The sequence below is a fragment of the Pseudomonas sp. Con_6 genome, assembly GCF_059379395.1.
The window spans coordinates 6,589,384-6,615,172 of record NZ_CM182011.1; the positions used below are offsets into that span (position 1 = coordinate 6,589,384).

Genomic DNA, 25,789 nt, shown 5'->3' on the forward strand with positions numbered 1-25,789 from the left:
CATGTTCGGCATCAGCTTCAGTGAGTTGCTGCTCGTCGGCCTGGTCGCCCTGGTGGTGCTCGGCCCCGAGCGCCTGCCTGGCGCGGCGCGTACTGCCGGCCTGTGGATCGGGCGGCTCAAGCGCAGCTTCAACGCGATCAAGCAGGAAGTGGAACGCGAGATCGGCGCCGACGACATCCGCCGGCAACTGCACAACGAGCACATCCTGTCGATGGAACAGGAAGCCCGGCGCATCCTCAATCCGCAAAGCGTGACGCCCGACCCGGCCACCACGCCGGGCAGCGAACCGGTAGCGCCGGTTGCCAGCGCAGCCCCTGAAGCGACGCCCGTGCCTCCCGCGACAGCCGCCGCGGCACCGGTTGCCACGCCGCAGCCCGCACCGAAGCCCACCGAACCGACCCAACCGCCGCGAGCCCCATGAGCGATATCCCGGAAAACGACCAGCCGATGCCCCTGGTGTCGCACCTCACCGAATTGCGTACCCGCCTGTTGCGCTGCGTCGCTGCGGTATTCCTGATCTTCGCCGGGCTGTTCTCCTTCGCCCAGCAGATCTACACCCTGGTCTCGGCACCGCTGCGCGCGCACCTGCCGGCCAACGCGACGATGATCGCCACCGACGTGGCCTCGCCGTTCCTGACGCCGTTCAAGCTGACCATGATCGTCTCGCTGTTCCTGGCGATCCCGTACATCCTCTTCCAGATCTGGGGTTTTATCGCGCCAGGCCTGTACCGTCATGAAAAGCGCGTCGCCGTACCGCTGCTGGTGTCGAGCATCCTGCTGTTCTACGCCGGCATGGCCTTCGCCTACTTCCTGGTATTCCCGCTGATCTTCGGCTTCTTCGCCAGTGCCACCCCGGAAGGCGTGTCGATGATGACCGACATCGCCAGTTACCTCGACTTCGTCATGACCCTGTTCTTCGCCTTCGGCGTGGCCTTCGAGATTCCGGTCGCAGTGGTGCTGCTGGTGTGGATCGGCGTGGTCGACGTGCAGTACCTGCGCAAGATCCGCCCCTACGTGATCATCGGCTGTTTCGTGGTCGGCATGGTCCTGACCCCGCCGGACATCTTCTCGCAGACCCTGCTGGCCGTGCCGATGTGGATGCTGTTCGAGATCGGCGTGCTGTTCGGCGCCCTCGTGCGCAAGCGCAGCGAGGCCCGCCAGGCCAGCAACGATACCCCTGACGACCAGCCGCCAGCGACACAACAGTGAACCTGCTGTTGCTCGAGGAGGCCGACTTCATCGCGGCCGACCGGGCGGTCCTCAGCGACCGCCGCTTTACCCACATGCAGGACATCCACCGCGTCGCGGTCGGCGACAGCCTGCGCGTCGGCCGCCTCGGCGGGCTGATGGGCCAGGCCCGGGTAGAACGCCTGGAAGGCCATGAGGCCGAGCTGTCGCTGAGCTTCGACCAGCCGCCGCCGGCCAAGCTGCCACTGACCCTGGTGCTGGCCCTGCCCCGGCCGAAGATGCTTCGCCGGGTGTTCCAGACCGTCGCCACCATGGGCGTGGCGAAACTGGTGCTGGTCAATAGCTACCGGGTGGAAAAGAGCTTCTGGCAGACGCCCTTCCTCGATCCCGGGGCCATCCGCGAAAACCTCATCCTCGGCCTGGAACAGGCCCGCGACACAGTGCTACCCGAGGTGATCATCGAGAAGCGCTTCAAGCCCTTCGTCGAGGACCGCCTGCCCGCCATCGTCGAAGGCACCCTGGGCCTGGTCGGCCACCCCGGCAAGCACCCGCCCTGCCCCCGCGGTGTCAGCGAGGCAGTGACCCTGGCCATCGGTCCGGAGGGCGGCTGGATCCCCTATGAAATCGACCTGCTGAGCAAGGCCGGGCTCGCTCCGGTCCAGCTCGGCGAGCGCATCCTGCGCGTCGAGACGGCCGTGACAGCCCTTCTGGCCCGTCTTTTCTAGGCACATAACCATACAGTCCATAAGACCATTGGCTAGCCCCTCAGCCCCGGTTTAGACACTTTTGCCACCTTCAGTTTTGTAACGTCAGGCCGATGCAGGATGACCAGAATAAAAACCTGTCCGCCTGATCGAACTGGAGTAACCGCATGTACCGATGGATGGCCCAACACCTGGGAAATGTAAGCGTCAGCCGCAAGTTGGGCATCGGCTTCGGCATCGTCCTGCTGCTGACCCTGGCGATCACCCTCACAGGCTGGTCCGGCCTGAGCGGCGTGATCGATCGCGGCGACAAGCTCGGCGAGATTTCCGAGGTGTACCAGGCCACCCAGGTCCTGCGCATTTCCCGCCAGACCTACGAACACAAGCGTGACGCCGACTCCATCGCCCTGGTGGAAAAGGCCTTGGTATCGCTGGACGCCGAGGTGAGCAAGGTGGCCAGGCTCATCAGCGAAGGCAAGGACCATGAGCGCCTGATGCAGCAGAGCGAGGCGGTGCGCGAGTACCAGCGCAATTTCGGCGAGTTGAAGCAGTCTGCGGATGCCCGCGAAGCGGCGCGCGCCGCGCTCGGTGCCAATGCCGACCAGGCCGCGGCGCTGATCGCCAAGGTCCAGCAGGCGCTGCTGCAAGGCAGCGACATCCAGCTCTTCGGCAGCGTGGTGGACGCGGCGAACCTGCTGCAGCAGGCGCGCTTCCAGGTGCGCGGCTACACCTACAGCGGCGAGGAAAAGTACCAGTCCACCGCCCTGACGGCCATTGACCAGGCCCTGAACCTGATCAAGGCGCTGCCGGAGCGCGTGCCGGCGGAACACCGTGGTGACCTGGGCAGTGCCGCCGAGGCGCTGGCCGCCTACCGCGGCGCCGTGGTGCAGTTCGGCACTGCCCAGGAGCGCAGCGCACAGGCCCTGGCCCAGATGGGCCAGCACGGCACTCGCCTGCTCGACCTGAGCACCGAACTGACCGTCTCGCAGACCAAGATGCGCGACGCGGAATCGCAAAAGGCCAAGTCGACCCTCGGCCTGGCCACCGTACTGGCTCTGTTCTTCGGCATCCTTGCCTCCTGGGCCATCACCCGGCAGATCATCGTGCCGTTGCGCCAGACCCTCACCGCCGTTGACCGCATTGCCGGTGGCGACCTCAGCCACGACCTCAACGAACAGCGCCGCGACGAACTGGGCCAGTTGCAGCGCAGCATGCAGCGCATGACCCTGAGCCTGCGCGAGCTGATCGGCGGTATCGGCGATGGCGTCACGCAGATCGCCAGTGCGGCCGAAGAGTTGTCCGCGGTCACCGAGCAAACCAGTGCCGGGGTCAACAACCAGAAGGTCGAGACCGACCAGGTAGCCACGGCCATGAACGAGATGGCGGCCACCGTGCATGAGGTCGCGCGCAATGCCGAGGAAGCCTCCGAGGCGGCGAAGATGGCCGACAACCAGGCCCGCGAGGGTGATCGGGTGGTGGCACAGGCGATCGCGCAGATCGAACGCCTGGCGGCGGAAGTCGGACGCTCCAGCGAAGCCATGGGCCAGCTCAAGACCGAAAGCGGGAAGATCGGCAGCGTCCTCGACGTGATCAAGTCGGTGGCAGAACAGACCAACCTGCTGGCCCTCAATGCCGCCATCGAAGCGGCACGGGCCGGAGAAGCCGGACGGGGCTTCGCCGTGGTCGCTGACGAGGTGCGCAGCCTGGCGCAGCGTACCCAGCAATCCACCGAAGAGATCGAAGAGCTGATCGCCGGCTTGCAGAACGGCACCCAGCAGGTGGCTGCGGTGATGGACAACAGCCGTAACCTGACCGAGAGCAGTGTCGAGTTGACTCGTAGTGCCGGGGTTTCGCTGGAGACCATTACCAGGACGGTGTCGTCGATCCAGTCGATGAACCAGCAGATTGCTGCGGCGGCGGAGCAGCAGAGTGCGGTGGCGGAAGAGATCAACCGCAGCGTGATGAGCGTGCGGGATGTGTCTGACCAGACGGCGTCGGCCAGTGAGGAAACAGCGGCGTCCAGCGTGGAGCTGGCACGGCTGGGAACGCATTTGCAGGGACTGGTTTCCCGCTTCCGCCTGTAATTTCAGGCCGGCCCCCACAGAACAACACATAACTCATTGATTTAGCAGGGACCTGTGGGAGCGGGTTCACCCGCGATTGCGGTAGTGAATTCACCGACGCAATGGCGGGTGAACCCGCTCCCACAGGGTCCGTGGCGCCCTTAGAGAACCTGGCGCAGGAAGGCCTGGGCCCGCAGATCCTTCGGCGCAGTGAAGAACTCCTGCGGCGGCGAATCTTCCAGCAGCTTGCCGTGATCGAAGAAAAGCACCCGATCCGCCACTTCCCGGGCAAAGCCCATCTCGTGGGTCACGCAGACCATGGTCATGCCTTCCTGGGCCAGGGTCTTCATCACATCCAGCACTTCACCCACCATCTCCGGGTCCAGCGCCGAGGTCGGTTCATCGAACAGCATCACCTTAGGGTCCATCGCCAGCGCCCGGGCGATCGCCACCCGCTGCTGCTGGCCACCGGACAACCGCGATGGGTACTCGTTGGCCTTCTGGCCGATCCCCACCTTCTCCAGCAACGCCTTGGCCTTGGCTTCGCGCTCGGCCTTGCCGCGCTTGCGCACGACCTTCTGCGCCAGACACAGGTTCTCCAGCACGGTCATATGCGGGAACAGGTTGAAATGCTGGAACACCATACCGACTTCGCGGCGATAGGCGTTGATATCGGTCTTCGGGTCTGCCAGTTGCAGACCGTCGATGGCCACGCTGCCGGCATCGAACGACTCCAGGCCGTTCAGACAGCGCAGGAAGGTCGATTTGCCCGAGCCGGAAGGGCCGAGCACCACCAGCACCTCGCCGCGGGCCACCTGGGTGGAAACGTTATCCACAGCCCGCACGACCATGCCGCGGGTGTCGAAGACTTTGGTCAGGTCACGGACTTCAATCACTTTGCGCAAGCCTCCGCTCAAGCCGGCTGGCGAAATGCGACAGCGGCAGGTTGATCACCAGGTACAGGCCGGCGACGCAGAACCAGATCTCGAAGGTCGAGAACGAGGTGGTGATCGCTTCGCGGCCGCTCTTGGTCAGTTCGGTGATGGCGATCACCGAGACCAGCGAAGTGTCCTTTACCAGGCTGATGAACTGCCCGGCCAGCGGCGGCAGCACGCGCTTGAACGCCTGCGGCAGGACCACGTGGCGCATCGATTGGGCGGCGTTGAGGCCCAGCGAACGCGCAGCCTCGCTCTGGCCCTTGGCGATGGACTGCACGCCGGCCCGGACGATCTCGGCCACGTAGGCACCGGTGAACAGCGCCAGCGCCGCCACCCCGGCGAACTCGCGGGACAGGTTGAGCACGGTACCGATGAAGAAGTAGAAGATGAAGATCTGCACCAGCAGCGGCGTGCCGCGCACCAGCTCGACATAGACCGTCGACAGGTCGCGCAGGGTCGGGTTGCTGGACAGTCGGCACAGGCCGGCGAACAAGCCGATCAGCAGGCCGATGGCGCCAGACGCCACGGAGATCCACACCGTGGTCCACAGGCCCCAGGCCAGCGGACCGGCGGCCCAGTGGTGGGTCAGGCCGACCACGTCGCCTTCGGACACGTCATCGCCCTTGGACAATTGCAGTGTGCCCTGCTCGACCTCCAGGACCTGGTCGTTGCCGTCTTCGTCACGCAGGGTCACCCGCGCCGTGTCGCCCTGCTGCACGATGTCCTGCACCGTGCCGTAGGCCGTCGCGCGATGGGCTTCCTCAGCCTGGTAGGCGAAGTACTGCGGTACCCGGTTCCAGCGCCACTCGTAGGAAATCATGGAGGTGGCGAAATACAGACTCAGTGCCAGTCCCACCAGGACCAGCGCGGTCAGCCCGTGCCAGGGCCACTGGGCTTTCTTGTGTTTGATCACGTGAGGCGTTCCGTAAATGAGAACGCGCAGGACATGCCTGCGCGTCGGGTTTCAAGCCTGGCGTGGGGCCGGAGGCCTTATTCCATGTCCTTCAGCCACTCTTTCTTCTTGAACCACTTGTCGTGGATGCGATCGTAGGTGCCGTCGTGCTTGATCTGGTGCAGGAAGTTGTTGATGAAGTTCAGGCTGTCGTGGTCGCCCTTCTTCAGGCCGAAGGCCAGTGGCTCGTAGGTGAACGGCTCGTCCAGGTAGACCAGCTTGCCGTTGCCAACCTTCTCCACCGCGACAACGTTGTACGGCGCGTCGTAGACGAAGGCATCGGCCTTGCCGTTGACCACGTCCATCACGCCTTCCTGCTCGTTGTCGTAGCCGTGGTACTGGGCCTTGCTGATCATCTTCTTGGCGATCATCTCGCCGGTGGTGCCCAGCTTGGAGGTCAGGCGGTATTCAGCATTGTTCAGGTCCTTGTACGACTTGACCTTGTCTGCCAGTTCCTTGCGGATCAGCAGGGTCTGGCCGACGACGATGAAGGGCTCGCTGAAGTTCAGCTTGAGGTTGCGCTCCTGGGTCAGGGTCATGCCGCTGCCGATCATGTCGAACTTGTCGGTCATCAGCGCCGGGATGATGCCGTCATAGGCGGTGGAGACCAGCTCCAGCTTGACGCCCATGGACTTGGCCATGGCCTTGAGGATGTCGACTTCGAAACCGATGATCTCGCCACGCTTGTTGGTCATCTCGAACGGCATGTAGGTCGGATCCATGCCCACCCGCAGGGTGCCGCGCTTGACCGCGTCATCGATCACGCCGGCCTGTGCGGTAGTGACCGCAACGGTGGCCGCGACGCCAGCCAGCAGCATCGAAAGATACTTCTTGAACATCACCAGGTTCCCCCAACAAGAAAACGCTTCGAATTTTATTGTGTGCGCGAAAAGTCCTACAGACCTTGCGGCATAGTCGGGGTGGGATGCTAACGCATGAGCGGCACGGGACCTAGCGTCCGTGAAGACTTTGTTACTTATTGATACCAGAAAGAACAACGGGGCGACGAATGTCGCCCCGTTGCGGGTCAGGCGTTGGCCAGGGCCGGTTGCGGCGCCGGCTCGGGATGCAGCGGCAGCAACGGCGAGTGCGGATCGCTGGCGATGGATTTGCGCCAGACGTCCAGCCAGGCCGGGGTCTGCTCGGCCCAGATCTGCTCGTGCAAACGGGCCAGGGCGACCGGATCGCTGAGCAGGGCCAGGCGGGTGTTGCCATCAAGCCCGGACGGGCCGACCTGCAGAGCCTTGGCAATACGCTCGGCGCGAAGCGCCTCGATCGGTGCGGCTTCACGGTGACGGGCAGTGGCCAGGGCGCACGCCAGGGCATTCTGCTTCGGATCGACCACGGCGCGGACGAAACCGTCCTTCAACGCATGCCAGCGGTTCTCGTGGGTGTACTGGTCGGTCGCCAGCAATTCCTGTGGCGTGGCGTACTCCTCGGGAATCAGGAACAGCTTCTCGTCCTTGGCGCGCAAGCCCAGGTTGACCCGGCTGGAGATCACCGAGACCGGAATCGACAGGGTCAGCGAACCGACGATAGGCACCAGCCACCACAGGAAGCTCGGGTTCAGCCAGGCCACCAGCAATGCCCAGGCTACGCCCAGCAGGGTCTGCGGACCATGACGGCGCACCGCTTCGCTCCACGGCGTGGAGTCATCGTCACGCTGCGGCGAGTTCCAGGTCGCGGCCCAGCCGAGGAACGCGGCGAGGACGAAGCGGGTGTGGAAGATCATCCGCACCGGCGCCAGCAGCATCGAGAACAGCATCTCCAGCAGCATGGACAGGGTGACTTTGATCCGCCCGCCAAACTCTTTCGCGCCCTTGGCCCAGATCAGGATGACGCTGAGCAGTTTGGGCAGGAACAGCAGCACGATGGTGGTGGAGAACAGCGCGATCGCCTTCTCCGGGTGCCACTGGGGCCACAGCGGATAGAGCTGCCGCGGTTCGAGGAAGTACTGCGGCTCCATCAGGGTGTTGGTCGCCAGCAGCGCCGTCGACAGCACCAGGAAGAAGAACCACAGCGGCGCCGACAGGTAGGACATCACCCCGGTAAGGAACACCGCGCGGTGCACCGGGTGCATGCCCTTGACCAGGAACAGGCGGAAGTTCATCAGGTTACCGTGGCACCAGCGCCGGTCGCGCTTGAGCTCGTCGAGCAGGTTCGGCGGCAATTCCTCGTAGCTGCCCGGCAGGTCGTAGGCGATCCACACGCCCCAGCCGGCACGGCGCATCAGCGCGGCTTCGACGAAGTCGTGGGAGAGGATCGCACCAGCGAATGCGCCCTTGCCCGGCAGCGGCGCCAGGGCGCAATGCTCGATGAAGGGTTTCATGCGGATGATCGCGTTGTGGCCCCAGTAGTGCGACTCGCCCAACTGCCAGAAGTGCAGGCCGGCGGTGAACAGCGGGCCGTAGACACGGGTGGCGAACTGCTGCATGCGCGCATACAGGGTGTCCATGCCCGAAGCCTTAGGCGCGGTCTGGATGATCCCCGCGTCGGGGTTGGCTTCCATCAGGCGCACGAGGCTGGTGAGGCATTCGCCGCTCATCACGCTGTCGGCGTCGAGCACCACCATGTAGCGGTAATCACTGCCCCAGCGACGGCAGAAGTCGTCGAGGTTGCCGCTCTTGCGCTTCACGCGACGACGGCGGCGACGGTAGAAGATCCGCCCGAAACCGTTGGTTTCGCGGCAGACATCCAGCCACGCCTGTTGCTCGGCAACGGCGATGTCGGTGTCGTTGGTGTCGCTGAGGACGAAGAAGTCGAAACGGTCGAGGTCACCGGTGGCGGCCACCGATTCGAAAGTCGCACGCAGGCCGGCGAATACCCGTGGTACGTCTTCGTTGCAGATCGGCATGACCAGCGCAGTGCGGGCGCCCTTCTCGATCGGCTCGTTGCCGGCGCTGCTCCCGGAAATGCGGTACTTGTCACGCCCGGTGAGCAGCTCGAGGAAGCCCATCAGCGCGGTCCAGAAGCCTGCCGACACCCAGCAGAAGAGGATGCCGAACAGAATCAGGATGCTGGTCTGCAACGCATACGGCCAGACCTGTGCGGCGGTCTGCAGCAATGGCTGGTGCAGGACTTCGTCGAGGTCGACGAACGACCAGCCCTGGTACGGCAGGATGCCCTTCATATACCAGCCGGCGACCAGGGTCTGGCCGATCATCAGGGCCAGCAGGATATAGCGGCGCATGGAACCGACCCAGCGCCAGCGCGCGGCCGGCAGCTCGCGCTTTTCCGGGGCTGGGGCGTTGGTGCGCCCGGTCAGCCGGCGCCAGCCACGCACCAGGATATTGGTCCGCCATGGCTCGGGAACGACCCGGGTCCGACGGATCGGCGGGGTCGCCTTGAGGCAGACCCGGCCGCTGGCGTCGAGGCCGAGCATCTCGACCTCTTCCATATCGGTCGCCGACAGCAGGTTCAGCCGGCTGCCTACCGAACCCTGGGTGGGTTCGGCATCGGCAGGGGCCGGGTGCGCCGACAGGCGCTGGTGCAACTCGCTGAACGAGTTGCAACTGGCGAGTTCCGCCCGCTGCTCATCGCTCAGAGGTAGGTGGGCCAGATACTCGACGAGTGGTTCCGGCCGTACTGAAGAGTTACTCATCGGCAGGCAACTGATAGCTCCAGGTCTCGGTCAGCACCTGTTCGGTGGTGGCCGGGGCCTCGGTGGTGGGCGCCGCTTCGGCGGCAGGCTGCTCGGCAGGTTGCTCGGCCTTCGCGGTTTTCGCCGCGGCCTTGTCATGCTTCGCAGGTTTTTCCTGTTTCTTCGGCTCTTCCTGCTTTTCAGGCTTGGCCGGTTCGACCGGCACATCGCGAACCAGGGCCGCGCGCATTTCCACGGCCTTGCCCGGATCCTTGACCTTCATCCGCAGAGTCAGGCGCCAGCCCTTGATTTCAGGGTTGTAGCGTAGATTGTTCTCGACCACTTCGGCGTTGTCGCCGACGCTGATCTGGCTGCGTACCGCGGTGTCTTCCGGCAGCTTGGCCAGGGCCGGGCCTTCGAAGTCGACCAGGAAGGCTACGCTGCCGTCCGGCTGGCGAATCAGGTTGGACTGCTTGACGTCGCCGGTGGAACGCATGGTCTGCTTGACCCAGCCGAGGTCCGGCGAGTGGTAGGCCGACTCGTCCATGGTCCAGTGCAGGCGGTATTCGTAGTCGATCGGGGTACCTGGCTCCGGCAGTTTCTCCGGGCTCCAGAAGGCGACGATGTTGTCGTTGGTCTCATCCGCAGTCGGGATCTCGACCAGGTCGACGGTGCCCTTGCCCCAGTCGCCCTTCGGCTCGATCCAGGTGCTCGGGCGCTTCTGGTAGTTGTCATCCAGGTCTTCGAAGAAGCTGAAGTCGCGGTTGCGCTGCAGCAGACCGAAGCCGCGCGGGTTCTCCACGCTGAAGTTGCTCACGGCCAGGTGTTTCGGGTTGTTCAGCGGACGCCACAGCCACTCGCCGTTGCCGGCATGGATCGACAGGCCTTCGGAGTCGTGCAGCGAAGGACGGTAGTTCGGCACGCGGGACGGCTGGTTGCTGCCGAACAGGTACATGCTGGTCAGCGGGGCGATGCCCAGGCGGCTGACGTGGTCACGCAGGAACACCTTGGACTGTACATCGACGATGGTGTCGGTGCCCGGACGCAGGATCAGCTTGTAGGCGCCGGTGGAACGTGGCGAGTCCAGCAGGGCGTAGATCACCAGGTGCTTGTCGGCCGGGTTCGGACGTTCGATCCAGAACTCGGTGAAGCGCGGGAATTCCTCGCCGGACGGCAGCGCGGTGTCGATGGCCAGGCCACGGGCGGACAGACCATAGACCTGACCCTTGCCGACCACGCGGAAGTAGCTGGCGCCGAGCAGGGTCATGATCTCGTCCTGCTTGTCCGCCTTGTTGATCGGGTACAGCACGCGGAAACCGGCATAGCCCAGCTGTTCGGTGGCCTTGGCGTCGAATTGCAGGTCGCCGAAGTCGAAACGGCTCGGATCGTACTTGATCTCTTCGACGGTGGTGGCGGTGACTTCGTTGATCTTCACCGGCGTGTCGAAGTGCATGCCCTGGTGATAGAAGGACAGCTTGAACGGGGTCTTCTCATCGGCCCACTCGGCCTTTTCGGCACGGAAGCGGATCTTCTGGTAGTCGCCGAACTTCATGTCGCGGAAGACGGCCGGCAGGTTGCTTTTCGGTGCTTCGTACTTCTGTCCGGCCAGGTCCTTCGCCTTGGCCGCTACGTCGTCAAGGTTGAACGCCCAAAGCTGGCCGGCGCTGAGCAGGCAGACCAGTGCCGAACCGGCGAGCAGGGCCTTGCGCAACCGACTGGCAGGCGTTCTTGGAGCATCAAAGGGACTAACAATCACGAGCAACCCTCGCCGAAAAACAGATCTAAAGAACCAACGGCCAGCGACACATGCCGGGTTGGCGAGCACTGTTCGGACTCCGAAAGGGCTCAATGATTCCCCAAACGGTTCCGGACAGTTCTCGAGTCAGAGTGAAACAGGCCGTCGAACGCCGGCCCCATGTAGCGCGCGATTATCTAGCAGGCTGCGTTACAACGCATCAGGGCCAACCAACTATTTTTGCTGTAGAACCCCTTGTTTTCCTGCGAACAGGGGGTTTTTTGACGTCATATTTGTAACATAAATGTTACGGGGCCATCATTGACCAGGTGGACCTGCATGTCGGCACCGAAGCGGCCACTGGCGACAGTCCCGTGCTTGAGCCTCGCCTGGGCCAGCAGGTAGTCGAACAGCTCGGCACCAAGGGCCGGCGGCGCAGCGGTGGAAAAGCTCGGACGCAGGCCACTGCGGGTGTCGGCGGCGAGGGTGAACTGGGACACCAGCAGCAGGCCGCCGTCGATGTCCTTGAGGGACAGGTTCATCTTGCCCTGCGGGTCGCTGAAGACCCGGTAGTTGAGCAATTTGTGCAGGAGCTTGTCGGCGTGCTCGGGGGTGTCCCCCGGCTCGACCGCGACCAGTACCAGCAGGCCCTGGTCGATAGAACCGACGATCTCCCCCTCTACCTCCACCCGCGCGCCACGCGCACGTTGCAGCAGGCCCTTCATGCCTCTTCCAGAGGCAGGTCGAGCAGGCGCCGGGCCATCTGGTCGGCGGCACGCACCAGGGCGTCGGTGATGCCAGGCTCGGACGCGGCATGGCCGGCGTCGCGGATCACCTTCAGTTCGCTGTTCGGCCAGGCCTGGTGCAGTTCCCAGGCGTTGTCCAGCGGGCAGATCACGTCGTAGCGACCGTGCACGATCACCGCCGGCAGGTGGGCGATCTTTGGCATGTCGCGGATCAGTTGGTTTTCTTCGAGGAAGGCATTGTTGACGAAGTAATGGCATTCGATCCGGGCGATCGACAGCGCGCGCTGCGGCTCGGAGAAGCGGTCGACCACCAGCGGGTTGGGACGCAGCGTGGCGGTGCGGCCTTCCCAAGTGGACCAGGCCTTGGCCGCGTGCATCTGAGCGATCTGGTCGTTGCCGGTAAGGCGCTTGTGGAAGGCCTGGACCAGGTCGTTGCGCTCATCCGCCGGGATCGGCGCGATGTAGTCCTGCCAGTAATCGGGGAACAGGCGGCTGGCGCCACCAGTCTGGTAGAACCACTCGATCTCCTGCGGGCGGCAGAGGAAGATGCCGCGCAAAATCAGGCCATGCACGCGCTCGGGGTGGGTCTGGGCGTAGGCCAGGGACAGGGTCGAGCCCCAGGAGCCGCCGAACAGTACCCATTTTTCGATGCCGAGGTGCTTGCGGATGCGCTCGAGGTCTTCGACCAGGTGCCAGGTGGTGTTGTTTTCGAGGCTGGCATGGGGGGTGGAACGGCCGCAGCCACGCTGATCGAAGGTAATGATGCGGTAGACCGTGGGGTCGAAGTAGCAGCGGCTCTGGGCATCGCAGCCGGCGCCGGGGCCTCCGTGAATGAACACCACCGGCAGACCTTCCGGGGAACCACTTTCATCGACGTACAGTACATGCGGTGCTTCGACTGCCAGATCGTGCCGGGCGTAGGGTTTGATCTGTGGGTACAAGGTCTGCATTACGCACTCCGTGTGGGAATTATTCTGCCGTTGGGCATCATAAACCTGAAATGCGCTTTGAGCATGCCCCCTTGGGTCAAGTGTTCTTCAGGTAACCATGTGCTGCTCTCAGGGGCCCCATCGCTGGCAAGCCAGCGATGGCGTCAGTCGTATCGCCGCTGAGCCCAGGCCAGAACCTCTTCGAGCAATCCCCGCAATACCACTTGGGTAGGCCCTGCCAGATCCTCCCGATAGGCAAACGGCTCCACCTCCTCCATATAAGTGCTCTGCGCCAGCTCCAGCTGCACCGCATGGATATCCCTGGCCGGATCCCCGTAATGCCGGGTGATATGACCGCCCTTGAAGCGCCCGTTCAGCACATGGGTGTAGTCCGGCGCGCCGGCACACACCGTCTTCAGTCGCTCGGCCAGCTCGGGGTCACAGCTCGCCCCGTTGAACGTCCCCAGGTTGAAGTCCGGCAGTTTCCCGTCGAACAGATGCGGCACATGGGAGCGGATCGAATGCGCATCCCACAACAGCGCATAGCCGAACTTCTCCTTCAACCGCGTCAGCTCGTTGCGCAGGGTGTCGTGATACGGCCGCCAGATGCCCTCCAGATAGCCGGCGCGCTCTGCGCAAGACGGCACCCGCCCCTCCTCGAACAGCGGACTGCCATCGAACAGCGTCGCCGGGTACAACCCGGTGGTCGCGCCTACGTATAAAGGTTGGTCATCCTCCGGCCGGTTCAGGTCGATGACGAACCGCGAATACTCGGCCGCCACCACGCTCGCGCCCATCTCACGGACGAAGTCATACAGCTGCGGAATATGCCAGTCGGTATCCGGCAGGCTGCGCGCCGGCGCCACCAGGCCGTCGCGCACCGCCGGGGTGAGCTTCAGGCCGGCGTGGGGCATGCTGACCAGCAGCGGCAGCGTGCCCTGGTGGAAATTCAGAACCTTGTCCATCGTCGTTGCCTCAATCAGTCAGTTCGATGCCGTGGCGCACCACGCGCTTGTCCAGTTCGCCGCCCAGCCAGTAGGCAAGGTCGGCCGGACGCTCGATCTCCCAGGCGACGAAGTCGGCGACCTTGCCCACCTCCAGCGAACCATGGCTGTCACCCAGCCCCAGCGCCGTGGCGGCGTGCAGGGTGACGCCGGCCAGGGCTTCCTCCGGGGTCATGCGGAACAGCGTGCAAGCCATGTTCAGCATCAGACGCAACGACAGCCCCGGCGAGGTGCCAGGGTTGAGGTCGCTGGCAATGGCGATCTTCACCCCGTGCTTGCGCAAGGCGTCCATCGGCGGCAGCTGGGTTTCACGCAGGTAATAGAAGGCACCGGGCAGCAGCACAGCGACCGTACCGGCGGCGGCCATGGCGATGGCGTCGTCCTCGGTCATGAACTCCAGGTGATCGGCGGACAGCCCGTGATAACGTGCCGCCAGACTGGAGCCGGCCAGCGAAGACAACTGCTCGGCATGCAACTTGACCGGCAGCCCCAGTTCCTTCGCCTTGATAAACACCCGCTCGACCTGCGCCGGGGAAAACGCCAGGTACTCGCAGAAGGCATCCACCGCATCCACCAGCCCTTCGGCGGCCAGCGCCGGGAGCATGACCTCGCAGATATGGGCGATGTAGTCGTCGCTGCGGTCCTTGTACTCAAGCGGCAGCGCGTGGGCTGCCAGGCAGGTCGCGCGCACGGTCAGCGGCAGCGTCTCGCCCAGGCGCCGGGCGACCTTGAGCATCTTGCGCTCGTTGTCGAGGTCCAGGCCGTACCCGGACTTGATCTCCAGGGTGGTCACGCCATCGCGCATCAACGCCCGTACCCGGCGCAGGGCGCTGGCGTACAGCTCGTCTTCGCTGGCAGCACGGGTCGCCCGCACGGTGCTGGCGATGCCGCCGCCCTGGGCGGCGATCTCGGCATAGCTGACACCCTGCAGGCGCTGCTCGAACTCGCCGCTGCGGTTGCCGCCGAACACCGCGTGGGTGTGGCAGTCGATCAGGCCCGGGGTGACCCAGGCACTGCCCAGGTCCACCTGATGCTGCACGTCCAGGTCCGGCAGGGCCTGGCGCGCGCCGATCCAGACGATGCGCCCGGCCTCGGTGACGATCGCCGCGTCCTCGATGATCGAGTAGCTGCCCTGGGCCATGCTCGCCACATGGCAGTGCTGCCAGAGGGTCTTCATGCGCGTTCCTCCGTTCACGACAGGCTTGGCAGCACGCCAGCCGGCAGCAGCGCGGTCAGGCGGTTCTCGGCCAGCAGTTGCACGGCGATCTCGATGTCCGGGGCGAAGAAGCGGTCCTTGTCGTAGTGCGGCACGCGATCACGCAGGACCTTGCGCGCCTGCTCCAGCTTGACCGAGGTCTTCAGCCCGGTACGCAGGTCGATGCCCTGGCAGGCGCCGAGCCATTCGATGGCGAGGATGCCGCGGGTGTTCTCGGCCATTTCCCACAGACGCTTGCCGGCAGCCGGGGCCATGGACACGTGGTCTTCCTGGTTGGCGGAGGTCGGCAGGCTGTCGACGCTGTGCGGATGGGACAGGGCCTTGTTCTCGCTGGCCAGGGCCGCAGCGGTGACCTGGGCGATCATGAAGCCGGAGTTGACCCCGCCGTTTTCCACCAGGAACGGCGGCAGCTGGGACATGTGCTTGTCCATCATCAGCGAGATGCGCCGCTCGCTCAGCGAACCGATCTCGGCGATGGCCAGCGCCATGTTGTCGGAGGCCATGGCCACCGGCTCGGCGTGGAAGTTGCCACCGGAGACGACATCGCCCTGCTCGGCGAACACCAGCGGATTGTCGGAGACGGCGTTGGCCTCGACGGCCAGCACTTCGGCGGCCTGGCGCAACTGGGTCAGGCAGGCGCCCATGACCTGTGGCTGGCAGCGCAGCGAGTAGGGATCCTGGACCTTGCCGCAGTGTTCGTGGGAAGCGGAAACCTCGGTGCCCTCGGTGAGCAGGTCGCGGTAGCAGGCAGCCGCGTCGATCTGCCCGCGCTGGCCGCGGGCGGCGTGGATGCGGGCGTCGAACGGCGAACGCGAGCCGAGCACCGCTTCCACGGTCAGGCCGCCACAGGCGATGGCGGCGGCGAACAGATCCTCGGCTTCGAACAGGCCGCGCAGGGCATAGGCGGTCGAGGCCTGGGTGCCGTTGAGCAGCGCCAGCCCTTCCTTGGCCGCCAGGGTCAGCGGTTCCAGGCCGGCCACGGCCAGGGCGTCCACCGCAGGCAACCATTCGCCCTTGTGCCGCGCCTTGCCTTCGCCAAGCAGCACCAGCGACATGTGCGCCAGCGGTGCCAGGTCGCCGGAAGCGCCGACCGAGCCTTTCAGCGGGATATGCGGGTAGACCTCGGCGTTGACCAGGGCGATCAGCGCGTCGATCACCTTGCGCCGGATCCCGGAGAAACCGCGGCTCAGGCTGTTGATCTTGAGCACCATGATCAGGCGCACCATGGCGTCGTCCAGCGGCGCGCCGATGCCGGCGGCATGGGACAGCACCAGCGAGCGCTGCAGGTTTTCCAGGTCGTGGCTGGCGATGCGGGTCGAGGCCAGCAGGCCGAAACCGGTGTTGATGCCGTAGGCGGTGCGGTCCTCGGCGAGGATCTGCTCGACGCAGGCGACGCTGGCGTCGATCTGCGCCGCGGCGCTGGCCACCAGGCTCAGGCGCGCCGGCTTCTCGTAGATGCCACGCAGTTCGGCGAGGCTGACCTGGCCGGGAATCAAATTGAAGACTTGCATGTTCTGGCTCCTTGTCGTTGTTCAGAGCAGCGCCGGCAGCACGTGCCGGGGCAGTCGGGGCTGTTTGAGCAGCGCGGCAGTGGTGGCGATATCCGGCGCCAGCCAGCGGTCCTGCACGTAGGCCGGCACCTGCTCGCGCAGTAATTGCCAGGCGCGGCCGGTGCCCGCGCCGAAGCGCTGCTCCTTGAGAAATTCGAAGGCCTGGGCCGCCAGCAGGTACTCGATGGCGAGGATCTGCGTGCAGTTCTCCAGGGCCCGGTGCAGCTTGAGCGCGGCACTGGTGCCGAGGCTCAGGTGGTCTTCCTGCAGGCCCGAGGTGACGAAGTTGTCCACCACTGCCGGCTGTGCCAACTGGCGGTTCTCGGCGCACAGCGAGGCAGCGACGTACTGGACGATCATCATCCCCGAGTTGACCCCCGGCTCGGCCACCAGGAACGCCGGCAGCCCGCTGACATGCGGATTGACCAGCCGATCCAGGCGGCGCTCGGCGATGGAGCCGATCTCGGCGACTGCCACGGCCAGCAGGTCAGCGGCCATGGCCACGGACTGGCCGTGGGGGTTGGCCTGGGACATGACCCGGAAGTTGTCCGGGGTGCCCAGCAGCAGCGGGTTGTCGGTGGCCGAGTTGAGCTCGGTCTCGACCTGCCGCGCGGCGTGGGCCAACTGGTCGCGGGAGGCGCCGTGGACTTGCGGGATGGAACGGATGCTCAGGGCGTCCTGGGTGCGGATGCCCTTGCTGCTGGCGATCACTTCGCTGCCTTCGAGCAGCGCCCGCAGGTTGGCGCCGACCTGCTGCATGCCTGGATGGGGCTTGAGGGCGATGATCTCCTCGTCGAACGCGGCGATCTGCCCGCGCTGCGCCTCGAAGCTCATGGCCGCGATGATGTCGGCCCACTCCAGCAGGTGGCTGGCGTCGGCCAGGGCCAGGCAGCTGAGGCCGGTCATGCACGGCGTGCCGTTGACCAGGCACAGGCCGTCCTTGGCACCCAGTTGCACCGAGGCCAGGCCCTCTTCAGCCAAGGCGACGGCGGCATCGACCACCTGCCCGCGATAGCTGACCTTGCCCACGCCCAGCAGGCAGATGCCGACATGGGCCATATGGGTCAGGTAACCCACCGAGCCCTGGGACGGCACTTGCGGGGTGATACCGCGCTCCAGCAGGGCCAGCAGCGCTTCCACCACCGGACGCTGGATCCCCGACTTGCCGTGGCTGTAGTTGACGATGGCGGCGCAGATGATCGCCCGGGTCTGCTCGTCACTGAGCACCGGACCGACGCCGCAGGCATGGCTGAGCAGGGTGTTGCGCGAAAGCTGGCTGAGCTGCTCGCCTTGCAGGGCGACGTTGCACAGCGCGCCGAGGCCTGTGTTCACGCCATAGGCGCGCTCACCACTCTCGACGATGCGCCGGACGATGCCCTGGGCATTGTCGATCCGTGCCCAGGCGCTGTACGACAGTTCCAGGCTGGCGCCGTGGCGGGCCACGGCGACGATGTCCTGCCAACGCAGCGGGGCGTCGGCGATCACGACCTTGTGTTGCGGCATGGCGGTCCTCATACGGTGGCGGCGCGGCGCTGGACGAAGCGGTCGACGTACTCGTCAGCCGGCTCATGGAGGATCTCCCGTGGCGTGCCGACCTGGATCAGGCGACCGTCCTTGAGGATCGCGATGCGGTTGCCGATGCGCACGGCTTCATCGAGGTCATGGGTGATGAACACGATGGTCTTGTGCAGGGTTTTCTGCAGTTCCAGCAACTGGTCCTGCATTTCCGCGCGGATCAGCGGATCGAGGGCGCTGAAGGCTTCGTCCATGAGGATGATGTCGGTGTCCGCCGCCAGGGCCCTGGCCAGGCCGACGCGCTGACGCATGCCGCCGGAGAGCTGGTGCGGGTAGGACTTCTCGTAGCCCTTCAGGCCCACGGTGGTGATCCAGTGCTGGGCGCGCTCGGCGCAGACCTGCTTGCTCTCGCCGCGGACCTTGAGGCCGTAGGCGACGTTTTCCAGCACGGTCTTGTGCGGCAGCAGGCCGAAGCTCTGGAACACCATGCTGATCTTGCGCCGGCGGAATTGGCGCAGGGCCTCCATGTCGTACTGCAGGATGTCCTCGCCATCCACCAGGATCGCCCCGCTGGTGGGGTCGATCAGGCGGTTGAAGTGACGCACCAGGGTCGACTTGCCAGAACCGGACAGGCCCATGATGACGAAGATCTCGCCGGCACCGATGGACAGCGACAGGTCGTTGACCCCCACCACGCAGCCGGTCTTGGCCAGCACCTGCTCTTTGGTGTGGGACTCGCCGATCAGTTTCAGCGCCTCTGCGGAGCGCTCGCCGAAGATCTTGAAGACGTTCTTCACTTCGATCTTGTTCATCGCCGCCGTACTCATCTGCTCACCTCATGCCGCGCCCGGCCGTAGGCCTGGGTAATGCGGTCGATCACCACTGCGAGAATCACGATTGCCAGGCCGGCTTCGAGGCCGCGGCCGACGTTCAGGGTCTGGATACCCACCAGCACGTCCTCGCCGAGGCCGCGGGCGCCGATCATCGAGGCGATCACCACCATCGACAGGGCCATCATGGTGGTCTGGTTGATGCCGGCCATGATGCTCGGCAGGGCCAGCGGCAACTGCACGCCGAACAGTTGCTGCCAGCGGTTGGCACCGAAGGCGTTGATCGCTTCCATGACCTCGCCGTCGACCTGACGGATACCCAGGTCGGTCAGGCGGATCAGCGGCGGCGCGGCGTAGATCACGGTGGCGAAGATCGCCGGGACCTTGCCCAGGCCAAACAGCATCAGCACCGGGATCAGATACACGAAGCTGGGCATGGTCTGCATGATGTCGAGCAGCGGCATCAGCACCGCGCGCAGGCGGTTGCTGCGCGCCGAGAGAATCCCTAGCGGGATGCCGATCAGCACCGAGATCAGCGTCGCCACCAGCATCAGCGCCAGGGTCTGCATGAGCTTGTCCCACAGCCCCACCGCCCCTACCAGGAACAGCAGGCCGACGATCACCAGGGTGGGCAGCACGCGGCGGGTGGCATGCCAGGCGATCAGCCCGACCACCGCCAGCATCAGCCACCAGGGCGTGGCCCGCAGCAGGCCTTCGAGGTTGACGATGGCCCAGAGCAGGGTGTCGGAGATCTGCCGGAACACATCACCGTAGTTGGTCACCAGCGCATCGACCCAGCCGTTGACCCAGTCGGCGATGGAGAAGGTAAAGTTTTCGGGGAACATAGGGTTCACTCATCAGGTGGAAACGGAAGCTCAGAGCGCTGCGTCGATTTTCTTCGCCGCGTCTTCGCTCACCCACGCATGCCAGATTTCAGGATGTTCCTTGAGGAAGGCTTTGGCCAGTTTCGGCGACTCGATACGCTCCTTGGTCATGCGCGCCAGATTCTGGTTGAGCACATCGATTGGCAGGTTGACCTTCTCCAGTACCGCCACCAGCTCCGGGGCACCTTCGTGGAAGGCCTTGGACAGGCCGACCTTGATGCTCACGCTCTTGTCGACACCCGGCTTCTCGTCCAGCTTGACCAGGTCCACCTGGCCCATCAGCGGGGTCGGGGTCCAGTAATAGAAGAGGATCGGCTCGCCGCGCTTGTAGCTCGACAGCACCGCCGCATCCAGGGCCGGGCCGGTGCCCGGGCGGAAGTTGGTGTAGCTGCCTTCCAGGCCGTAGTCCTTGAGCATTTCGCTGTTGTCCAGCTCGCAGGTCCAACCAGCCGGGCAGTTATAGAAGCGGCCCTTGGACGGTTCTTCCGGGTCCTTGAACACCGCCGAGTACTGGCCCAGATCGGCGATAGCCTTGAGGTTGGGCGCCTTGGCTTCAAGCTTGCGCTTGGCATCGCCCTCGATCACGTAGCGCGGCACGTACCAGCCTTCGACCGCCCCCACCACCGGGGCACCGACACCCACCACCTTGCCGGCGGTCTCGGCCTTCTTCCACACCTCGCTGCGGCCCACCCATTCTTCAGCGAAGACCTGGATGTCATTGGTGCTCAGAGCGTTCTCCATGGTGATGGAGTTACCCGGCAGGCTGTCGGTCTGACAGCCATAGCCATTCTTCAGGACGAACTGCATGACGTCGGTCAGCAGCATCCCGCTTTCCCAGTTCAGCCCGGCGAATTTCACCGGCTTGCCGGATTCGCACCAGCCGGCCGCCTGGCTCATTCCGGACAGGCCCATCAGGCCAAGGGCACACAGCGACGCAAGCAGGGTCTTGTTGGTTTTCATTGCATGACGCTCCCAAACAGGAAAGTGGATATCGGCAGTTCAGCGGCATTCCCAGCCATGCGTCCGGTCGTCCCTTCCATGAAACGCCGCGGCGCGGGGGCCGTTTCCACCGCCCCCGCGACGCGGATCAGCCGGTGATCATCGGCAGGTTCAGGCCCTGCTCTTTGGCACAGTCGATTGCAATCTGGTAGCCGGCGTCGGCATGACGCATCACGCCGGTGCCCGGGTCGTTGGTCAGCACGCGGGCGATACGCTCGGCCGCTTCGTCGGTACCGTCGCAGACGATGACCATGCCCGAGTGCTGCGAGAAGCCCATGCCCACGCCACCGCCGTGGTGCAGGGACACCCAGGTGGCGCCGCTGGCGGTGTTGAGCAGGGCGTTGAGCAGCGGCCAATCGGACACGGCATCGGAACCGTCCTGCATCGCTTCGGTCTCGCGGTTCGGGCTGGAGACCGAGCCGGAGTCGAGGTGATCGCGACCGATAACGATAGGCGCGGAAAGCTCACCACGACGGACCATTTCGTTGAACGCCAGGCCGAGCTTGGCGCGCTGGCCCAGGCCAACCCAGCAGATACGCGCCGGCAGGCCCTGGAAACTGATGCGCTCGCGAGCCATGTCCAGCCAGTTGTGCAGGTGGGCGTCGTCCGGGATCAGTTCCTTGACCTTGGCGTCGGTCTTGTAGATGTCCTCGGCGTTGCCCGACAGCGCGGCCCAGCGGAACGGCCCGATGCCGCGGCAGAACAGCGGACGGATATAGGCCGGCACGAAGCCGGGGAAGTCGAAGGCATTGGCCACGCCCTCTTCCTTGGCCATCTGGCGGATGTTGTTGCCGTAGTCGAAGGTCGGGATGCCTTGTTTCTGGAACTCCAGCATGGCCTGGACGTGCACGGCCATGGACTGCTTGGCAGCCTTGACCACGGCAGCCGGCTCGGTCTTGGCGCGATCGCGGTACTGGTCCCAGGTCCAGCCTGCCGGCAGGTAGCCGTTGAGCGGGTCGTGGGCGCTGGTCTGGTCGGTGACCATGTCCGGGCGCACGCCACGCTTGATCAGCTCGGGCAGGATTTCCGCAGCGTTGCCCAGCAAGGCGATGGAAATGGCCTTGCCTTCGGCGGTGTACTTGGCGATACGTGCCAGGGCGTCATCGAGGTCCTTGGCCTGCTCGTCGACGTAGCGGCTGGACAGGCGGAAGTCGATGCGGCTCTGCTGGCACTCGATGTTCAGCGAGCAGGCGCCGGCCAGGGTCGCGGCCAGTGGCTGGGCGCCGCCCATGCCGCCGAGGCCGGCGGTCAGTACCCATTTGCCCTTGAGGTCGCCGTTGTAGTGCTGGCGGCCGGCTTCGACGAAGGTTTCGTAGGTGCCCTGGACGATGCCCTGGCTACCGATGTAGATCCAGCTGCCGGCGGTCATCTGGCCGTACATGGCCAGGCCCTTGGCATCCAGTTCGTTGAAATGTTCCCAGTTGGCCCAGTGCGGCACCAGGTTGGAGTTGGCGATCAGCACGCGCGGGGCGTTGGCGTGGGTCTTGAACACGCCGACCGGCTTGCCGGATTGCACCAGCAGGGTCTCGTCGTCGTTCAGGTGGGTCAGGCTCTCGACGATCTTGTCATAACAGGCCCAGTTGCGCGCCGCACGGCCGATACCGCCATACACCACCAGCTCTTTCGGGTTTTCCGCCACTTCCGGGTCGAGGTTGTTCATCAGCATGCGCAGCGGGGCTTCGGTCAGCCAGCTCTTGGCGGTGAGCTTGTTGCCGCGGGGGGCGCGGATTTCGACGTCACGGAATTTGTTCAGGTTGTTGTCAGTCACGAAAAGGGCTCCTCAAGCGATCCATCCAATCCCAACCCAGGCAGTGGGCCAGCGGTGTTTACGAACAGCGCGGAGGGGACGGCCTATCCACTCATACGCACACATATTTACTTGTACATACAAGCATATGCAATTGGATTGCCAACCCGCGAAACGACTTCATGAAAAAACGCGCGGGATAGCTACAGCCCTTGTGGAACAAGGCCGGGAAATCTTGCAGAGGGCGAGGGAAGAATCAGGCGGGAGGGGCGTGACCCAAGGCAGCATTGCGCCACCCTGGGGCGTTCGGTAACAAAATGTGCGCTAGCGGTGCGTTACCCGGAAACAGCGATGAGTTCGATCAGGCAGCAGCGGCCGGTGATGTCCAGGGTGCGCAGTTGATCGTTGTCTTTCAGATAGAGGCAGTCGTACAGGCCCAGGGTCTGCTCGTTCTCGCCACTGACGCCGATCTGCAGCGCAGCCTGGGCGCTGAACAGCAGCACGGTGCTGGCAGAGGTGAATACCCGGCTGTAGCCGCTGAACCACTGCAATCGCGCGCGATAACGCTGCGGCGCGTAGATCAGGTTGAAGTCGCGGATCGGTCCGCCCAGCAGTCGGCAACTGACCTGGCTTTCACCACTGAACACATAGGCATCGAACGGCAGCAGTGCGCGGCTCGGCTGGCCGTCGACCTGCAGGACCATGCCGTCACCCTGGAGCACGCTGATGATCCGCTGGTAGCCGGCGAAGCTGGAAAAGTCGCCGGACTCGCCGATATCGGCAATCGACAGGCGCCAGCCGAAACCGTCGAGGCCCTGGCCCGCGTCGCGGGTGATCTCTTCGGTGCTGCCACCGCCGTTCTTCCACGGCATGCGCGGGTAGTCGGCGGCGCGTAACAGGGTCAACTCGGTCATTTGCTGAAGCGTCCTTCGAGGCGATGGCGGGAACCGGGATGAATCAACCGCGCGGCGGTGACCGGCTGGCGGCCGGACCAGGTGCGGCGGCGGATGAGCAGGCAGGGCTCGCTGTGCTCGATCTGCAGCAGGCTGCACTCATAGGCATCGGCGAGGATCGCCTCGACCACGTGCTCGCCTTCGGTCAGCGGCGCGACCTGGGACAGATAGGCGTAGGGCGTCTGCTTGGTGAAGTCCTGCTTGAGATAGTCCGGGGCGATCTGCGCGTTGACGTAGCGGTCCTCGATCTGCACCGCGACGCCGTTTTCGTAATGCACGATCAGCGAATGGAAGACCCGCTGGCCTTCGCGCACATCCAGGGCCAGGGCGCGCTCGGAGCCGGCCGGCTCCTCGGCCAGGGTCACCACCTGGCAGCTGTGCCGGTGGCCGCGGGCGGCGATCTCGTCGGCGATGTTGTGCACGTCGAACAGCGCCGAATGGGTCTTCGGCTCGGCGACGAAAGTACCAACGCCTTGCATGCGCACCAGCAGCCCCTCGGCGGTCAGTTCGCGCAGGGCACGGTTGATGGTCATGCGGCTGAAGCCCAGTTCGTTGACCAGCTCGCTTTCCGAGGGCACCCGATGGTGCGGCGGCCAGGTGCCGCTCTCGATCTGCTGCACGATCATCTGCTTGACCCGGGCATACAGCGGCGCCGGCCCCTCGCCCATCTGGGCAACCAGCTTGGAGACAGGAGGTTTCGGCACAGGAAAAGTCCTTGTTCTATTGAATGAACGGTAGCTTGCCGGAGTTTACCCAGCAGGCAAACGTCTGTATATGTATATACAAATAAACAGAACGAGGTGCCGTGTCGATGTCTGTCTTCTTTGCCGAACGTGCGCTGTTGCCCACAGGCTGGGCTGAAAAGGTCAGGATCGAGGTCGGCGCCGATGGCTTGCTGGCATCGATCCAGGCCAACGCTTCGCCGGACGGCGCGGAAAAGCTCGCAGGGCCCTTGCTGCCCGGCATGCCCAACCTGCACTCCCACGCCTTCCAGCGCGCCATGGCCGGGCTGGCGGAAGTGGCCGGCAATCCCAACGACAGCTTCTGGACCTGGCGCGAGCTGATGTATCGCCTGGTCGGCAAGATCAGCCCGGAACAACTGGAAGTGATCGCCCGCCAGCTGTATATCGAGATGCTCAAGGCGGGCTATACCTCGGTCGCCGAATTCCATTACGTGCACCACGACACCCAGGGCCAGGCCTATGCCGACCCGACCGAGCTGTCCCGGCGCATCAGCGCGGCGGCCAGCCAAAGCGGCATCGGCCTGACCCTGCTGCCGGTGCTCTACAGCCATTCCGGGTTTGGCGGACAGGCGCCGAATGATGGCCAGCGTCGCTTCATCAATAGCACCGAGCAGTACCTCGACCTGCAATCACGGCTCAAGCCCCTGCTCGCCGCGCAACCGGCGCAGGCGCTGGGACTGTGCTTCCATTCGCTGCGCGCGGTGACGCCAGAGCAGATCGCCGCGGTACTGGCCGCCAGCGACAAGGCCTGCCCGGTGCATATCCACATTGCCGAGCAGCAGAAGGAAGTCCAGGACTGCCTGGCCTGGAGCGGGCGCCGGCCGATTCAGTGGCTGTACGACAATGTCGAGGTGGACCAGCGCTGGTGCCTGGTACATGCGACCCATGCCGAGGCCGATGAAGTGACGGCGATGGCCAGGAGCCGGGCGATTGCCGGGCTGTGCCTGACCACCGAGGCGAACCTGGGTGACGGGATCTTCCCGGCCGTGGACTTCCTCGCCCAGGGCGGGCGCATGGGGATTGGGTCGGACAGCCATGTGTCGCTGAGCGTGGTGGAAGAGCTGCGCTGGCTGGAATACGGGCAGCGCCTGCGGGATCAGCGGCGCAACCGGTTGTATGGCGCGGAGCAACCGATGGTCGGGCGGACGCTGTTCGATGCGGCGCTGGAGGGTGGGACCCAGGCGCTGGGGCAAGCCATCGGCCAGCTGGCAGTAGGCAAGCGCGCGGACTGGCTGGTGCTGGATGGGGTGGATCCATACATCGCCACGGCAGATGGCGACAACATCCTCAACCGTTGGCTGTTTGCCGGCGGGGATCGACAGGTGCGGGATGTGATGGTGAATGGGCAGTGGGTGATCAGGCAGGGCCGACATGCCGATCAAGAAGAAAGCGTCTCTGCATTTACCGCCGTATTGAAGGAATTGCTGGGCTGAACTCCAGGGCGCTATCACTGGCAAGCCAGCCCCCACAGGGTTAGCGGTGCACGCGATCCTTGTGGGAGCAGGCTTGCCAG

General features: G+C 64.8%; 22 protein-coding genes and 1 pseudogene. 6 read left to right on the plus strand and 17 right to left on the minus strand.

From position 1 onward, the window contains the following. Position 1 precedes the first annotated feature (1 nt). The 5 genes and pseudogenes from tatB (at position 2) to AC5QPF_RS29785 (ending at position 3,976) form a co-directional block, all read left to right on the plus strand. The gene (tatB, locus tag AC5QPF_RS29765; RefSeq protein ID WP_494961157.1) at positions 2 to 421 is read left to right on the plus strand and encodes a Sec-independent protein translocase protein TatB; all 420 of its coding nucleotides are present in this window, start codon (positions 2 to 4) and stop codon (positions 419 to 421) included. Then, positions 418 to 1,209, plus strand: a complete 792-nt coding sequence (tatC, locus tag AC5QPF_RS29770; RefSeq protein WP_494961158.1) for a twin-arginine translocase subunit TatC — start codon at positions 418 to 420, stop codon at positions 1,207 to 1,209. Before tatB ends, tatC begins: the two co-directional genes overlap by 4 nt. Beyond that, positions 1,206 to 1,913: a 16S rRNA (uracil(1498)-N(3))-methyltransferase gene (locus AC5QPF_RS29775; RefSeq protein WP_494961159.1), complete on the plus strand. Its 708-nt coding sequence runs from the start codon at positions 1,206 to 1,208 to the stop codon at positions 1,911 to 1,913. The genes tatC and AC5QPF_RS29775 overlap by 4 nt, the downstream gene beginning before the upstream one ends. Before the next feature lie 158 nt (positions 1,914 to 2,071). Next, a pseudogene (locus AC5QPF_RS29780) lies at positions 2,072 to 3,073 on the plus strand (methyl-accepting chemotaxis protein); the annotation flags it as partial. A gap of 198 nt (positions 3,074 to 3,271) precedes the next feature. Further along, on the plus strand, positions 3,272 to 3,976 hold the full coding sequence (locus AC5QPF_RS29785; protein ID WP_494964275.1) for a methyl-accepting chemotaxis protein: 705 nt from the start codon (positions 3,272 to 3,274) through the stop codon (positions 3,974 to 3,976). Between the two features lie 140 nt (positions 3,977 to 4,116). On the opposite strand, the gene AC5QPF_RS29790 is transcribed toward AC5QPF_RS29785, so the two are convergent. The 17 genes from AC5QPF_RS29790 to hutC form a co-directional block, all read right to left on the minus strand. Then, positions 4,117 to 4,851: an amino acid ABC transporter ATP-binding protein gene (locus tag AC5QPF_RS29790; protein WP_458980406.1), complete on the minus strand. Its 735-nt coding sequence runs from the start codon at positions 4,849 to 4,851 to the stop codon at positions 4,117 to 4,119. Further along, positions 4,844 to 5,806 (minus strand): ABC transporter permease subunit, encoded by a 963-nt coding sequence (locus AC5QPF_RS29795; RefSeq protein ID WP_494961160.1) that lies wholly within the window; start codon positions 5,804 to 5,806, stop codon positions 4,844 to 4,846. The genes AC5QPF_RS29790 and AC5QPF_RS29795 overlap by 8 nt, the downstream gene beginning before the upstream one ends. A 77-nt stretch (positions 5,807 to 5,883) precedes the next feature. After that, positions 5,884 to 6,684: a transporter substrate-binding domain-containing protein gene (locus AC5QPF_RS29800; protein ID WP_494961161.1), complete on the minus strand. Its 801-nt coding sequence runs from the start codon at positions 6,682 to 6,684 to the stop codon at positions 5,884 to 5,886. A gap of 188 nt (positions 6,685 to 6,872) precedes the next feature. After that, positions 6,873 to 9,446, minus strand: coding sequence for a glucans biosynthesis glucosyltransferase MdoH (gene mdoH / locus AC5QPF_RS29805; protein WP_494961162.1), 2,574 nt, complete (start codon positions 9,444 to 9,446; stop codon positions 6,873 to 6,875). Then, positions 9,439 to 11,181, minus strand: coding sequence for a glucan biosynthesis protein (locus AC5QPF_RS29810; protein WP_494961163.1), 1,743 nt, complete (start codon positions 11,179 to 11,181; stop codon positions 9,439 to 9,441). Before AC5QPF_RS29810 ends, mdoH begins: the two co-directional genes overlap by 8 nt. Positions 11,182 to 11,447: 266 nt before the next feature. Next, positions 11,448 to 11,885, minus strand: coding sequence for a D-aminoacyl-tRNA deacylase (dtd, locus tag AC5QPF_RS29815; protein ID WP_494961164.1), 438 nt, complete (start codon positions 11,883 to 11,885; stop codon positions 11,448 to 11,450). After that, positions 11,882 to 12,856 carry a prolyl aminopeptidase gene (gene pip, locus AC5QPF_RS29820; RefSeq protein ID WP_494961165.1) on the minus strand — a complete coding sequence of 325 codons (975 nt, stop codon included), beginning with the start codon at positions 12,854 to 12,856 and terminating at the stop codon, positions 11,882 to 11,884. The genes dtd and pip overlap by 4 nt, the downstream gene beginning before the upstream one ends. Before the next feature lie 143 nt (positions 12,857 to 12,999). Beyond that, positions 13,000 to 13,800, minus strand: a complete 801-nt coding sequence (hutG, locus tag AC5QPF_RS29825; protein ID WP_494961166.1) for an N-formylglutamate deformylase — start codon at positions 13,798 to 13,800, stop codon at positions 13,000 to 13,002. 10 nt (positions 13,801 to 13,810) lie between these two features. Further along, entirely contained in the window at positions 13,811 to 15,016 is a 1,206-nt protein-coding gene (gene hutI / locus AC5QPF_RS29830) for an imidazolonepropionase (RefSeq protein ID WP_494961167.1), read from the minus strand. A gap of 14 nt (positions 15,017 to 15,030) precedes the next feature. Beyond that, complete coding sequence (hutH, locus tag AC5QPF_RS29835; protein ID WP_494961168.1) at positions 15,031 to 16,566, minus strand: histidine ammonia-lyase; 1,536 nt, start codon at positions 16,564 to 16,566, stop codon at positions 15,031 to 15,033. 21 nt (positions 16,567 to 16,587) lie between these two features. After that, positions 16,588 to 18,108 (minus strand): histidine ammonia-lyase, encoded by a 1,521-nt coding sequence (locus AC5QPF_RS29840; RefSeq protein WP_494961169.1) that lies wholly within the window; start codon positions 18,106 to 18,108, stop codon positions 16,588 to 16,590. Between the two features lie 8 nt (positions 18,109 to 18,116). Next, positions 18,117 to 18,947, minus strand: a complete 831-nt coding sequence (locus tag AC5QPF_RS29845; protein WP_494961170.1) for a betaine/proline/choline family ABC transporter ATP-binding protein — start codon at positions 18,945 to 18,947, stop codon at positions 18,117 to 18,119. Further along, entirely contained in the window at positions 18,944 to 19,795 is an 852-nt protein-coding gene (locus tag AC5QPF_RS29850) for an ABC transporter permease (protein WP_330076033.1), read from the minus strand. Before AC5QPF_RS29850 ends, AC5QPF_RS29845 begins: the two co-directional genes overlap by 4 nt. Before the next feature lie 30 nt (positions 19,796 to 19,825). Continuing rightward, positions 19,826 to 20,794: a glycine betaine ABC transporter substrate-binding protein gene (locus AC5QPF_RS29855; protein WP_494961171.1), complete on the minus strand. Its 969-nt coding sequence runs from the start codon at positions 20,792 to 20,794 to the stop codon at positions 19,826 to 19,828. Between the two features lie 127 nt (positions 20,795 to 20,921). Next, the gene (gene hutU, locus AC5QPF_RS29860; RefSeq protein WP_494961172.1) at positions 20,922 to 22,601 is read right to left on the minus strand and encodes a urocanate hydratase; all 1,680 of its coding nucleotides are present in this window, start codon (positions 22,599 to 22,601) and stop codon (positions 20,922 to 20,924) included. 314 nt (positions 22,602 to 22,915) lie between these two features. Then, positions 22,916 to 23,494: a HutD family protein gene (locus tag AC5QPF_RS29865; RefSeq protein ID WP_494961173.1), complete on the minus strand. Its 579-nt coding sequence runs from the start codon at positions 23,492 to 23,494 to the stop codon at positions 22,916 to 22,918. Continuing rightward, the gene (gene hutC / locus AC5QPF_RS29870) at positions 23,491 to 24,201 is read right to left on the minus strand and encodes a histidine utilization transcriptional repressor HutC (RefSeq protein ID WP_494964276.1); all 711 of its coding nucleotides are present in this window, start codon (positions 24,199 to 24,201) and stop codon (positions 23,491 to 23,493) included. Before hutC ends, AC5QPF_RS29865 begins: the two co-directional genes overlap by 4 nt. Positions 24,202 to 24,344: 143 nt before the next feature. Between hutC and AC5QPF_RS29875 the strand changes: the two genes are divergently transcribed. After that, positions 24,345 to 25,709, plus strand: coding sequence for a formimidoylglutamate deiminase (locus AC5QPF_RS29875; protein ID WP_494961174.1), 1,365 nt, complete (start codon positions 24,345 to 24,347; stop codon positions 25,707 to 25,709). Positions 25,710 to 25,789: the final 80 nt, after the last annotated feature.